The 12994-nt window shown below is 71.2% G+C and carries 13 protein-coding genes; 1 reads left to right on the forward strand and 12 read right to left on the reverse strand.

Translation table 11 applies throughout. The features are described 5' to 3' along the window. Window positions 1–7: 7 nt before the first annotated feature. From cysC to J7E86_RS14060, 8 genes are all read right to left on the reverse strand, one after another. Window positions 8–568, reverse strand: coding sequence for an adenylyl-sulfate kinase (gene cysC / locus J7E86_RS14025; RefSeq protein WP_215081976.1), 561 nt, complete (start codon window positions 566–568; stop codon window positions 8–10). Next, the gene (locus J7E86_RS14030) at window positions 565–1935 is read right to left on the reverse strand and encodes a nitrate/nitrite transporter (protein WP_215081977.1); all 1371 of its coding nucleotides are present in this window, start codon (window positions 1933–1935) and stop codon (window positions 565–567) included. Before J7E86_RS14030 ends, cysC begins: the two co-directional genes overlap by 4 nt. Continuing rightward, window positions 1932–2726 carry a bifunctional 2-polyprenyl-6-hydroxyphenol methylase/3-demethylubiquinol 3-O-methyltransferase UbiG gene (locus J7E86_RS14035; RefSeq protein ID WP_215081978.1) on the reverse strand — a complete coding sequence of 265 codons (795 nt, stop codon included), beginning with the start codon at window positions 2724–2726 and terminating at the stop codon, window positions 1932–1934. The genes J7E86_RS14030 and J7E86_RS14035 overlap by 4 nt, the downstream gene beginning before the upstream one ends. 89 nt (window positions 2727–2815) lie before the next feature. Further along, window positions 2816–3991: a hypothetical protein gene (locus J7E86_RS14040; RefSeq protein WP_215081979.1), complete on the reverse strand. Its 1176-nt coding sequence runs from the start codon at window positions 3989–3991 to the stop codon at window positions 2816–2818. Between the two features lie 61 nt (window positions 3992–4052). Further along, window positions 4053–4784 carry an SDR family NAD(P)-dependent oxidoreductase gene (locus tag J7E86_RS14045; protein ID WP_215081980.1) on the reverse strand — a complete coding sequence of 244 codons (732 nt, stop codon included), beginning with the start codon at window positions 4782–4784 and terminating at the stop codon, window positions 4053–4055. After that, window positions 4781–5533 (reverse strand): hypothetical protein, encoded by a 753-nt coding sequence (locus J7E86_RS14050; protein WP_215081981.1) that lies wholly within the window; start codon window positions 5531–5533, stop codon window positions 4781–4783. The genes J7E86_RS14045 and J7E86_RS14050 overlap by 4 nt, the downstream gene beginning before the upstream one ends. Before the next feature lie 58 nt (window positions 5534–5591). Continuing rightward, the gene (locus J7E86_RS14055; RefSeq protein WP_215081982.1) at window positions 5592–6830 is read right to left on the reverse strand and encodes a transaldolase family protein; all 1239 of its coding nucleotides are present in this window, start codon (window positions 6828–6830) and stop codon (window positions 5592–5594) included. A gap of 41 nt (window positions 6831–6871) precedes the next feature. Then, complete coding sequence (locus tag J7E86_RS14060; RefSeq protein ID WP_215081983.1) at window positions 6872–7567, reverse strand: HAD family hydrolase; 696 nt, start codon at window positions 7565–7567, stop codon at window positions 6872–6874. Window positions 7568–7885: 318 nt separating this feature from the next. Here J7E86_RS14060 and J7E86_RS14065 point away from each other — a divergent pair, with 318 nt between their 5' ends. After that, a complete protein-coding gene (locus tag J7E86_RS14065; protein ID WP_215081984.1) occupies window positions 7886–8758 on the forward strand; it encodes an AfsR/SARP family transcriptional regulator in 873 nt (290 codons plus the stop codon). A 48-nt stretch (window positions 8759–8806) separates the two neighbouring features. Here J7E86_RS14065 and def read toward each other — a convergent pair whose 3' ends face one another. The 4 genes from def to J7E86_RS14085 all read right to left on the reverse strand — a co-directional run. Next, a complete protein-coding gene (def, locus tag J7E86_RS14070) occupies window positions 8807–9436 on the reverse strand; it encodes a peptide deformylase (RefSeq protein WP_215081985.1) in 630 nt (209 codons plus the stop codon). A gap of 70 nt (window positions 9437–9506) precedes the next feature. Then, window positions 9507–10493 (reverse strand): hypothetical protein, encoded by a 987-nt coding sequence (locus tag J7E86_RS14075; protein WP_215081986.1) that lies wholly within the window; start codon window positions 10491–10493, stop codon window positions 9507–9509. Window positions 10494–10760: 267 nt separating this feature from the next. Beyond that, complete coding sequence (locus tag J7E86_RS14080) at window positions 10761–12011, reverse strand: HD-GYP domain-containing protein (protein WP_215081987.1); 1251 nt, start codon at window positions 12009–12011, stop codon at window positions 10761–10763. Next, on the reverse strand, window positions 12008–12994 hold a 987-nt coding region (locus J7E86_RS14085; RefSeq protein WP_215081988.1), incomplete at its 5' end, for an HD-GYP domain-containing protein. The genes J7E86_RS14080 and J7E86_RS14085, both read right to left, overlap by 4 nt.

Here is a 12994-nt window from a genome sequence, read left to right on the forward strand (position 1 = left end):
CGAACACTCACAGCAGCCCCCTTTCTCCCAGCAGCGCGTACAGGGCGTCCGCCGAGTCGTCGATGCTCAGTTCGTGCGCCGCGATCCGCGCGTCCGGGTCCACGGGCATCTCGTACGGGTCGTCGACCCCCGTCAGCCCGGAGATTTCCCCCGCCGCCTGCCTCGCGTACAGGCCCTTCACGTCCCGCACCGAGCACACCTCCACCGGCGTCGCCACATGCACCTCCAGGTAGCCGGTGCCGGAGCGGGCGTGGCGGCGGCGGACCTCTTCGCGTGCGTCGGCGTACGGCGCGATCACCGGTACGAGCACGGTGATGCCGTTGCGCGCCAGTACCTCCGCGACCAGTCCGATCCGCCGCACGTTCGTGTCGCGGTCCTCGCGGGAGAAGCCCAGGCCGGCCGAGAGGAAGGCGCGGATCTCGTCGCCGTCGAGGATCTCGACCCGGCGTCCGTCCGCGCGCAGCCGGTCGGCCAGCGCGCCCGCGACGGTCGTCTTTCCCGCACTGGGCAGGCCGGTCAGCCATACGGTGGCTCCCGGCCCGCAGGTGCAGGGCCGGTCGTGGGTCATTCGGCACCTCCTGTGCGGTGCTTGTGCTGGGCGCCGATGAGGCTCTTGTCCTCGGGCTCGACCGGCTGCCGTCCGCCGGGTTCCGGGCGGACCTTCTTGCCGGCCGTGCTGTCGTCCGCGCCTTCCGGGGGAAGTTGGAGCGTCAGTACGCCCAGGGCCACCGTCGCGAACGCGATCAGCACGTAGTACCACATGAAGTCGCCGGTGAGGTTCTTGAGTGCGCCCGCGGTGTAATTGCCGGCGATTCCGCCCACGCCCTGCACGACATTGGTGACGCCGAAGATGACCGTGGCGGCCGTTCCCTTGGCCGTCTTGGACACGTACGCCGGCACCAGACCGTAGATCGGGTAGAAGGCGACGGCGAACAACACGCCCGAGACCATGGGCAGATAACCCACCGGCGCGAGCACCAGGAGCATGGACGAGACGAAGAAACAGCCGTAACAGATGAGGAGCGACGCGCGTACACCGATCTTGTCGGAGAGCCAGCCCACGGCGAATCCGGAGAACATGCCGATGACGCCGATCACGCCCCACACCTGGGCCGCGAAGTCGATGTCGAATCCCAGGCCCTCGCGGAGATACGGGGAGAGGTAGTTCTGGAAGGGCATGAAGGCGAAGCCGTTCATGAACTTGATGACCCAGATGATGACCACCCAGCGCACGAGAACCATGCGCACGCCCGAGAACGCGCCCTGCTTTCCGCCCTCCCGGCCGTTCTCGCCTTCTTCCGCCCGCTCCTCCTCTTCCGCGGGGTCGGGGCGGAACAGCCCGAGCCGCCAGAAGGTGAGGGTCGCGACGGCCGTCACCATGAGGGTGCCGAAGCCGACCGCGTACCAGAGGCCGCGCCAGTTGTCGTCCTCCACGAAGGACGGCACCAGGAGGCTGTTGACGAAGACGCCGTAGCTGGTGCCGCTGGAGACCAGGCCCAGCACCTTTCCCCGGTGTTTGTAGTCGATGACCCGGCCGACGATCTCGACCAGGGGCACGTACACCGATGCGGCGGTACCGCCGAGGACCGTGAGCAGGATGCCGATGAGCAGGATGCTGTCGGTCATCGGCAGCAGGACCAGGCACACGGCGCACAGGGCCACCGAGCCGATGGTCACCTGGCCGCCGCCGATCCGGCCCGAGAGCCAGGTCCCGATCATCGCGAAGACCAGGAATCCGAGCTGCCCGGCGGCGGTGATGGTGCCCACGGCCGTGTAGCCGAAGCCGAGATCGCTCCGCATGTCGGTGACGATCTGGGAGAACAGGTAGAAACCGAATCCGTACGTCGCCGCGACGAAACTCGTCAGCAGTACCGTGATGACGAAGCCGCCCAGCGGGCCGGTGTGCCGCCGGCCCGCCGTCATGGTGTCGCTCATGCCTTCCGCGCCACGTGGATGATGAAGTCCGACGCGAAGATGTCGAACTTTTCCTGGAAGTCACCGAACGTCTGCGTCGTGTCGAAGCCCGACGCCAGGAGCAGTCCGGTGAGTTCGTCCTTGAGCAGCGGATAGACCTCCAGGTGGTACGTCTCCCCGTCGGGGAAGTCGTATTGGAACCGGCACAGATGCTCGTCGATGTGGGCCACCGAGACATCGGCACCGGTGCCGCAGTAGTAGAAATTCCCGCTGCTGCGGTAGCGGTGGGCGCGGATGGCGTCGAAGTTCCGGTGGTCGAGGATGAGCATGCCGCCGGGGTTGAGCGCCGCGTAGAACTCGGCGAGCACCGCCCGGCGGTCGGCCTCGTGGAAGAGGTGCGGGAAGGAGCTGCCGAGACAGACGATGGCGTCGTAGCGCCCGCCCAGGTTCTCCCCGAGCCCGCGCCAGTCCGTGTGGACGATCTCGAAGCTCTGGCCTTCCCGGCGGGCGTTGGCCGCCGCCCGCTTGAGCATCTCCTCGCTGCCGTCGACCGCCGTCACCTCGAATCCCGCCTCGGCGAGGCTGACCGAGTGGAAACCGGTGCCGGCCGCCGCGTCGAGGATCCGGTGGGCCTCGGCCTCCTTCAGCAGCTCGACGAAGAAGTTGTTCTCGCTCGCCTTCCGGCGGTCCCAGTCGATGAGTTCGTCCCAGCGGTCCACCAGTGTCGGCTTGTACTGACCCGTGTACTCCTCCGGTGTCACCTGCCCGGATATCGTGGCGCCGGCCGCGAAGTCCGTCGTGCTTTCCGTCATGGTCGTCTTTCTGGTCGGAGGGTCATTGCGGAGGGAGAATGCGGAGCGTCCCGGCGGTCGGTCACCGGTGCCGCCGCACATGCCGTGGGTCAGACGAATTGCTTGCGGAAGTCCCGGTACTTCGCGGCGAGTTCCTCGGCCCAGCCGGCGGCGTCGTCGAGTTTCATGGTGCGGCACTCGTAGCCGATCATCCGCTTCATGACCGCCATTTCGGGCTCGGTGAAGGTCACCGTGCCGTCGTCGTCGATCCGCTCGATGCCGTCGGCCCGCTGGCAGACCTCGTTGAGGCGGACGGCCTCGTCGAGCGGGAGGGACGGGTCGAGATCGACCGTGCCGCCGTCGGCGCCCACCCGGACCGGGTAGCCGCCCGGCAGGCCGGCGGGGGCGGGCGCGTGGGCGAGGATCCCGCTGTCCGTGGCCATGCCGATGACGACCCGGGCCGCCGAGGAGGCGGTGAGCAGTTGCCCGTCGATGCCGCCGAGGCGCTTCAGCGGGCCGTCCAGCCGGGCGAACACCGCCGTGTGGTCGATGTCCTCGCCGGCCGGGACACCGCCGGAGCGGACGCTGAGGTGGTACGCGCCCTTCCCGGCATCGCCGAACCGGGGCACGTAGTGGCTGAAGTAGTGCTGGGCGACCAGCCGCAGTTCCACGTCGGCGGGGTCCGTGCCGAGGAGGTGGGCGAAGCCGTAGGTCAGGGCGGGGACGATGTTGGCGACGTTGCCCACGCCGATCGTCGGTGCGAGGCCGACCTTGTCCAGGACGGGCCCGACCGCGTCGGGGAAGGCCGCGTTGACCACCCGGGCCCCGGTGCCGGACGCCCGTACCGCCCGCATCAGGAGGTGGTTGAGCGTGAGGTGCATCGGCAGCCAGGGGCCGAACTGGGCCTCGTCGAGCTCTTCGAACGTCTCCTTGGGCAGCGCGGTGATGACGCGCCACGACTGGAGCGAGGCGCCCATGAAGATGATGTCCGGCCGCACCCGGGCGAGTGTCTCCGCCGTGGCGTCGACGTCGTAGAGGTCGATGTGGACCGCGTCGACCTCGCCGATCAGGCCCAGGTTGGTGGCGGTGAAGCGCGCCAGGTTGCCCCGCCTGCGGGCCGCCTCGACGTCGCGCCCGGCGAGTACCACGCGGTTGGTGGCCGGGTCGGCCAGCAGCATGTTGAGCACCCGGGACGACAGGTCACCCATGCCCAGCAGCATGATGAGGGGCTTCTTCCCGGTCCCGCTCTCTTCGGCCGTGGCCTTCCCGGCCATGCTCTTCGTCAACGGCTCCGCTCCCTTTCGATTCCCGCCCACGTCACTCCTTGCCCCGTACACGCGTCCTCACTCAGCGCGGATAGCAGCCGTTGTCGGCGCGCAGCAGCGCCCCGGTCAGCGTCTTCGACGCGTCGCTCAGCAGATAGGCGCAGACATTGGCCACGTCCTCGGGAAGGATGTCCCCGTCGAGCTGTTCCTGGCGCTTGTACTCGGCGTACCGGTAGTCGGGAATGCGGTCGGCTATCGCGGTATTGACGATGAGGCCGGGCGAGACGACATTGACGCGGATGTACGGGGCGAAGTTCATCGCGTTGGACTTGGTGAGTCCGATGACGCCGGCCTTGACGGTGCCGTAGAGCGCGTCGGAGCTGCCGACCTCGCCGGCGACGGAGGCCAGGTTGACGATGGCGCCGCGCCGCTCGTGGGGCAGCAGGTGCCCGGCGAACCGGCGGGAGAGCCAGATGGGGCCCTTGACGTTGACGTCGACGACGCGGTCCATCGTGGCGTCGTCGTAGTCCCAGACCGGCTGTCCGAGGTAGAGGCCGGCGTTGTTGACCAGGCCGTCCACATCGGGGTGGTCGGCGAGTACCCGGTCCATGAACGCGTCGCAGGCGGCGTGGTCGGCGACGTCGCAGACGTGGGTGTCGAGCGGGCGCCCGGCGTGCTCGTCGGCGAGTGCCTTGAGTGCCGGCTCGTCGACGTCGCAGGCGATGACGGTCATGCCGTCGTCGAGGCACCGGCGTACCAGGGCCCGGCCCACTCCGTTGGCGCCGCCGGTGACGATGACCTTGCTGGTGCTCACTGTGCTGCCTCCATGGCCGGCTGGATCCGGAATCGGTCGAGGTGTTCGTAGAAGGGCCGGCAGTAGTCGGCGAATGCGCGCAGGTGCGGCGCTTCCTCGTAGGAGAAGCGGTATTTGCGCTCGGGCCGCTGGAATCCGCTGCTGGAGGTGACGTCGGTGTGCCAGCCGCTCCAGGTCGACCATTCCGCGCGTTCGCCCGCGGACCAGGTGAGTGCTTCCGGCACGAAGGGGATGCCGGCCGCGTCGCAGTAGGCGGCGATGGTGCCGCCGGGGTCACGGGCCAGGTCGGCCGCGTTGATGACGGTCGGGGTCATCCCGGTCAGTTCGCGGACGGCGTCGAAGAGCCGCGCGAGCTGCTGGTAGCCGAGCACCTCGCGGGTGACGCCGGGGTGGACGGTGGCGTGCGAGAGCACGGCCTCCTCCGGGTCCCGGATGAGGAAGGTGTTCACCTGCCCGAGCAGGTACTCCGGGTCCGCCAGCAGGTGGTCGAGGGCGTGATAGGGGAAGTCCTTGTGGAAGACGGGCCGCTCCGGGCGGGCCCGTTCCATCATTTCCCTCACGTCCGGATAGGTCCGCGGATGGGCCGGGTCGGGATTCTTGTGGGGGATGTCGGCGCGTTCCTCGTGCATGAAGTACACGTAGGCGAAGGCTTCGTGGAACACCTTGAAGTCGCCGCGTTCCATGAACGAGCGCTCCAGTGCCGTCGACATCGACCGTGGATGACTCCACAGGGCGACTGATGTGTGCATGTACGCGTTCTCCTGGGGTTTCGTCGTGCGGTCGAATGGGCCCGCGGGCTCTTCCCGGCTATCCGAGGGATCCGGTCACCAGGAGCGCGTCCTCCCGGGGCGGTGACAGCTCCAGCTGGTGCGCCACGAAGTCGATCAGCCGCCGGGTGTTCCGGATGACCTCGCTGTACGTCGTCACGAAGGAGCCGTAGCTGGCGAATTCCTCGGGGGCCATGCCGTGGGGCGTGATGGCCCGGTGGAAGGAGGGCAGCCGCATCAGCTTCTCCAGGACGGCCGGCGGGACGTCCCGGTCGATCGCCCGGGGGTCGAAGCCGCGGAATTCGCCGTCGCGGCGCATGATGTCGGCGATGAACTGGGGTTTGCAGGTGTAGGCGACGGCGCCGCCGGCACTCTGTTCCAGGTGCATGCTCAGCGAGGTCATGCCCCGGTCCGGGTCGTCGGCCTCCAGGCTCGACAGGAGCATCTTCACCGGGATTCCGTCCTCCTGGATCATCCGGTGGATGCGTTTGGCCACCGCGATCTCCGCCCAGCGGACCTCGGTGGGGCTCAGCGCGATGCCCCGGGTGGCGGCCTCGGCCTCCAGATCGCCCTGGGAGCCGAACCGCCCGATCATGTGGGTGAAGACGGCCCGCCACCGCGAGGTGTCCACGCCCTGCCGGCGCGCCTGCGCCAGGCCCGCCCGCACGGCCCGGGCGCAGGTGACGAACTGCGGGACGGTGTAGGAGAGGGTGCTGTTGACCGAGATGCCGCGGGCGACCAACTCGCGTACGACCTCGTACCCTTCGCGGGTTCCCGGCACCTTGACCATGAGGTTCGGTGCCGTCCGGGCGAGCCGGAGCGCCTGGTCGAGCATGCGGCCGGCGTCGAACATGTGGCGCGGGTCGAGCTGGCCGGAGACCCAGCCGTACCGCCCGTCGGTCTCCTGCCACATGGGCAGCATCGCGGCCGCCGCGCGGCTCACGGCCTCCTGGTAGAGGAGGGAGAAGGTCTCCTCGATGCCGGGTGACTTCTGACATCGGATCTGTTCCCTGATCTCCGCCGCCCAGAGGTCGGGGGCGGCCAGGACGCTCTTGGCGACCAGGGAGGGGTTGGTGGTGACACCGCGGACGAGCGAGCCGGTGGGGCGGCCGGGGAGCAGGAAGCGGTCGAGCTGGGCGGCCCAGCGCCCGTGTGCGGTCTCGTCCGGCGCCCGGTCGAGGAAGGCGCCGCGCCAGCGGGGGAAGTCCAGGGGCGAGGAGTCCCACCAGATCTCGGCGGACGGGTTGGTCTGCTGGAGTTGTTCGAGGATGCTCAGCACGTGCTGTGGACCCTTTCTGGGCTCTGTGGAGGCGGCCTCGGCTAAGAGGCGGCCCTTCTCCCGCCGCCGGTCCGGCGCGCCGCCGTCGCGTGCCACGCGTCGAGCAGGGCGGGGAGCCGCTCCATCGAGGGGAAGGTGATGGCGCCGGCCGCGCCCAGCGCCGCGTCCGTGCCGCTGCCGTGCGGCGCGTACCCGAAGACGGTCATGCCGGCGGCCACCCCCGCCCGGACGCCGACCACGCTGTCCTCCACGACCGCGCACCGCCCCGGGGCCGTCCCCATGTCCGCGGCCGCGTGGCGGAAGAGTCCGGGGTCCGGTTTCCAGGCGCCCACTTCGTAGGCGCTGTAGACGCGGCCCTCGAAGTACGGCAGCAGGCCGGTGAGGCCGAGCGTGAGGCGGATCTTCTCGGCGGGCGCGCTCGACGCCGTGCAGTACGGGAGCGGGAGGGTGAGCAGGACCTGCTCGATGTGCGGCACCGCCCGCAGTTCCGCGGAGAAGGCGAGGGCCGTGCGCCGGCGGAACTCCGGAATGAAGGTGTCCGGCAGGGGGCGGCCGAGCGCGGCGGCCAACTCCGCGACCCATTCCGCGACTTTGCGCCCCCGTATCAGCGGGAGGGCGTCCTCGTGGGCTATGGCCAGGCCCGATTCCGCCGCCATCTCGCGCATCACCCGGGCGCTGAGCACCTCGCTGTCCACGAGTACGCCGTCGCAGTCGAAGATGACGAGACAGTCGGGCATCGGCAGGGCCTCCCCTTCCGTCCGGGCATGCGCTCGGTGCGTGCATGCGCTCGGTGCGGACGGTGGGCCCAGCGAATCAGCAGGGCCTAACGGTTCCCTACTTTTTGGATTACGACCGGCGGCGGGCCCGTATCGGGTCCGGGGAGGCCGAGGCGTGTACCCCGTCGTGCGCGAAGCGATCCATGAAAAGGATCACGAGGCGTTCCGGTGGCCCGGGGAGCGTCGGCTGACTAAGGTTCCCACAAGGAAACAAACCGCCTAGGCGGTTTCAAGGTACGGAATCGGGCAGTTCCCGGCTTTTCCCCCCACACCCCGCAAGTGGAGATCCCCTTGGTCGGCCATGCCGCTCCTCGGTCCGGGGATTCGACCCGGTTCGCCGTCCTCGGGCCGCTCACGGCCTGGGACGACGGCGCGGTCGAACTTCCCACCGCCCCCAAGACCCGGCAGCTGCTGGCCCTGCTGCTGGTCAACGCCAATTCGCCCGTGCCACTGGAGGCGTGCCTCGACGAGCTGTGGCCCTCCGGAGCCCCCAGAAGCGCCGTGCAGAGCGTGCACACGCGGGTCTTCCACCTCCGTCAGGCCCTCGCCGCCGCGCCGTCCGTCGGCTCCCTGGAGGCCGCCAAGCACACGCTCGCGACGCGACCGCTCGGCTACCGGCTGCGCGTGGCGCGGGGCGCGCTGGACCTGGCGTCCCTGGAGGAGTCGCTGGAGGAGGCCCGCCTGGCCCAGGCCGCGGGCGACGACCGCCGCCTGTCGACGGTGCTGCGGGCCGCCCTCGGCCTCTGGCGCGGGCCCACGCTCGTGGACGTACGCCCCGGCCCCCAGCTCCAGGCGGCCGTCGCCGGGCTGGAGGAGCGGCGGCTGACCGCGCTGGAGCAGTGCGTGGAGACGGAGCTCCGGCTGGGCCTGCACCACGAGCTGCTCTTCGAGCTGGGCTCGCTGGTCGCGCAGTACCCCACGCACGAGAACCTGCACGCCCAGTACATGATCGCGCTCTACCGATCGGGCCGCGTCGGCCAGGCACTGGAGATCTACCACCTGCTGCGCGAGGCCCTGCGCGACGACCTCGGCATCGAGCCCTCGCCCAGGATCCGGCGCATCCAGTCGGGCATCCTGACGGCCAGCCCCGAACTCAGCGGCCCGGCGGCGCGGCCGCGCGCCGGGCTGTCATCGGACCTCCGGGGCGCCTGAGGGCCTCACGCGCCCTCGCACACCCCGGAGATCTCCGTACCGGTCCGCTCAGTCGTTGGGGACGACCTCATAGCGCGGGGTGCCCTCGGCCATCTGCCGCAGGGCGTCCTTGCGCTCGCGCTTGGAGAGGCGGTCGATGTAGAGCCGGCCGTAGAGGTGGTCGGTCTCGTGCTGCAGGCAGCGGGCGAAGTAGCCGGTGCCCTCGATCGCGACGGGGTTGCCCTTCGCGTCCTGGCCGCGCACCACCGCGTAGTCGGGGCGGGCGAGGGAGGCGTAGGCGGTCGGGACCGACAGGCAGCCCTCGTTGGAGTCGTCCAGGACCCGGCGGTCGGCGGGGAGCTCGTCCAGGACCGGGTTGCAGATCGCGCCGGTGTGACGGACGCCCTCGTCGTCGGGGCAGTCGTAGACGAAGACCTTGAGGTCGACACCGATCTGGTTCGCGGCGAGACCCACGCCCTCGGCGGTCTTCTGGCTGGCGAACATGTCGTCGATGAGCTGCGCGAGCTCCTCGTCGAACACGGTGACGTCCTTGCACTCCCGGTGCAGCACCGGATTGCCGACAACCGTGATCGGGCGGGACGTGCCGCGCTCGCGGTGCGCGAGCTCGCGCTCCTCGCAGTCCTCGGTGTCCACGATGAACCCGTCGTTCACCGGCTGCTCAGTCTCTTGCTGCGCCATGTCCGCCGTTATGCCTCTCTTAAAACCCAAAAGGATGCCTGTACAGGGTAAGGGCGGCCGCGTGGACCCGTCAGCAGACTTCTTCCAGATCGCGCCACTCGCGCGTATCGGGGCTGTCGGCGACCCAGCCGTCCAGCAGGCCCCGTACGAGCCCGGCCGGCGCCGCGATCCCGCACTCGCGCTCGGGCACCCACAGCGACCCCGAACCGGCCGTGCGGTGGCCCAGCGGCCCCGGGTGGCCCGGCTCGCTGTGGTCGTGCGGGTCCAGGTGCTCGCCGTCGCCCTCGTCGCTGGGCATCCGGCTCTCCGAGCACGTGCGGCACAGCAGTCGCACCGAGGAGGACCAGTCCTCGGCGGCGAAGCCCGCGTCGGCCGCGAGCCGCTCCAGGGCGTCCCGGTCGGCCTCGGTGGCGGCCTCCAGGAGCACGACCCAGGTCGGGACGGGCGAGGGGGCCCACAGCTCGATCTCGTCGAAGACGGGATAGGACGGCCCGGCGGCGGTGACGCGCTCGCCGTGCGGGACACCGTCGTGCAGCACGACCTCGCCCCAGCGGCGCCCGGAGGACGGCAGCGGGATGGAGAGCACCTCCATCCGGGCCGGATCGAGCCGGCGGCCCCACACGACCTCCGCCTCGCCCTCGGGCGAGAGCCGCACGGCCGCGCTGCCCAGCTCCATGCCCACCGGCTCGCCGGCCGGGCTGCCCTCGCCCGGCACCCGCAGCCCGTACGCCTGCCAGGCGCGGCGGGCCAGCGGCCAGTCCTGAAGGGCGGTGGCGGCGATGCCGACGTTCCACCAGTCGGGGGCGCCGGCCTCGCGGTCCAGCAGGGCCACGGCCCGCAGCCCCGCGGCGCGGGCCTGCTCCCAGTCGTGGCGGAACTTGTGCAGCAGGGCGAGGTTGAACCACGACTCCGACAGCCACGGCTCCATGTCGGCGGCGCGGGTCAGCAGCGCGCCCGCGTCCTCGTACCGGCCGTCGCCGATCAAAGTGAACGCACGGTCGGTGGCCTGCCGCCACGAGGCGGAAGGCCGATGCCGTACCTTGCCGAAGATCCTCACGATTCCCGCCTGCCGGTTTCTGCGTGCGACCACGCCGGATGACCCAGGTGACGGCCGCCGTCCTCCCTGACGGACAACCTGCCACATCTCATGTGCGCCGGGAAGCTGCGCCCACCACTCCTCCTTGCCGACGGCGGCGCGGCCGACACCCCCCGAAGTCCACGTTCTTCGTTCCGCATGTCTTTCTCTTCGCATCCAACCATGCCCCTTTGGACGCCCGCTCATTACCCGTGGGTTCAGCCGCCTACTCCGGTTTTGCCCGGACTCCTACGGGTCCGTGGACCGCGCGGGGCCGCCGCGCGCCAGCACCCGGCCCAGGGCCTCCACCACGTGCGGGTCGTGGTCACGGGCGGTGGCCAGGCGCAGCCGTTCCAGCGCCAGGAGCGGGCCGCAGACCAGGTCGGCCGTGAGGTCGTCGAAGGCGTTGACGGTGCGCACGATGCGGGCGGCGAGCGGCTGCTCGCGGTACGGGTCCGCCTGCCGCTCGACCACCACCGCGACGTCGGCCGGCACCCCGGTCTGGCGGACCACGGCGCCGCCCAGCAGCGCGATGCGGCGCCGCTCGGCGGCCGGGAGGAGCTCGGCCGCACCGGCGGGCACGGGGTCGACGAGGGAGAGCCGGCCGATGTCGTGCATGAGTGCCGCGTACTCCAGAACGGTGAGGTCCGCCTCGGACAGGCCCAGCTCGCGCCCGGTGGCCCGGCTCAGGGCCGCGACCCGGCGGGCGTGCCCGGCCCGGGTGTGCCCGGCGATCTCGGTGGAGCGGGCCAGGGAGGCGATCGTCTGGTGGCAGGTGGCCCGTACGGCCGTGTAGCGGCGGAAGGACAGCTGGGTGAGCAGCAGGGGCAGGCAGAACACGGGCAGCGCCCACAGCCCGGCGACGGCCACGGCCAGCGCCATGACGACGCCGGTCGCGCAGATCGCGGTGCCGATGCCGGGCAGGGCGCGCAGCTCGTCGCGGAGCGCGGGGCCGTAGGGGCCGCCGCCCCGGGCGCGGGCGAGCGTGGCGGCGAGGACGGCGTCGCACAGGGCGGTGAGGACCAGCAGGAGCAGCAGGAAGGGCGCGTAGTACGGGCTGTGGCCGGGCCACCGGTCGAGGGCACCGGTGTTGTGCAGGGGCTGGAAGCAGGTGGCGGCGAAGCCGGTGGTCAGCAGGCGGCGGGCGAGGTGGTCGCGGGCGGGCGGGCGGCCGAGGGCGCCGACGAGGGTGGCGGCGAGGACGACGGAGACGACCTGCGGCACGCCGTGCGCGGTGGGCTGCCCGCCGACCTCGCCGAGCAGCGCGTAGGCGAGGGCACCCGCGGCGCCGACGGGCGCGGTCTCGCGTGCCTCGGCGCCGGACGCTCCACGGTCGCGCCGGGCCGCCTCGCCGAGGGCGATCAAGCTCCCGCAGGCGAGGGCAACTTGGGGTTGGACGACGCCGTGCCAGGCGGTCCAGACGAGTCCGGCCAGGGCGACGGCCCCGGCGGCGGCGTGCAGGACGCGGACGGCGAGGGTGCCCGGTGGCCGTGCCGTCATCCCTCACCCCCGTGAACGGTCGCTCCCGTGACCGAATTCCGCACAGAAGGGACGTTTCCGCTGGGTAGAATTATGCAATCCGTGAGCTCGGCGCCCTCGGAGGTGACGCCGGGGTGCCAGCCGTGCCGGTCGAGCGCGGACGCGAGCGCGGCCACCATGCGGGGGTCGAACTGCGTGCCCGCGCAGCGGTGGAGCTCGGCGAGGGCGGTCGGCACCGGGCGGGCGCGGCTGTAGCTGCGGGTGGAGGTCATGGCGTCGAACGCGTCGGCGACGGCCACGATCCGGGCGAACTCCGGAATCTGACGACCTTTCAGCCCGTAGGGATAACCGGTGCCGTCGAGCCGCTCGTGGTGGTGCAGGATCGCCGCCCGGGCCTCGTCCAGGAACCCGATGCCGCGCACCATCTCGTGCCCGTACTCCGGATGGAGCTCGATCACGCGCCGCTCATCGGGGGTGAGCGGGCCGTCCTTGCGCAACAGGCGGGTGGGCACGCCGAGTTTGCCCACGTCGTGCAGGATGCCGGCGAAGCGCAGCGCTTCGAGCCGCTCGCCCGCCAGGCCCAGTTCGCGGCCCATCAGCACCGAGGCACGCCCCACGCGCTCGCTGTGCCCACGTGTGTAGCGGTCCTTGAGGTCGACGGCCTGCACCAGGGCCCGGATCGTGGCCTGGTGTGCGGCGCGCTCGCGCTCGTAGCGGTCCAGGAACCAGGCGGAGACCGACATCGGCAGCAGGACGAGCAGCGCCGCGGCCGGCCCGTAGGAGCTGCGCCAGAGCACCGCCGTCATCAGCCCGGTCGGCCCGTGGACGAGCACCGGCAGCAGCGCGCCGGGGAGCATGCCGTCCCAGGCCACGCGCGGGGAGCGGCGCTCGGCGGTGACGCGGACCACGCCGTCGAGTGCCGCGGCGACGAGCGAGAAGGCGAGTGCGGCGAGCAGGGCGGGCGGCAGCGCCGCCGGGAAACCGCCGCCGCGGCCCGGCACGGC

Origin of the sequence: Streptomyces sp. ISL-11 (assembly GCF_018614525.1) — a bacterium.
Classification (GTDB): Bacteria; Actinomycetota; Actinomycetes; order Streptomycetales; family Streptomycetaceae; genus Streptomyces.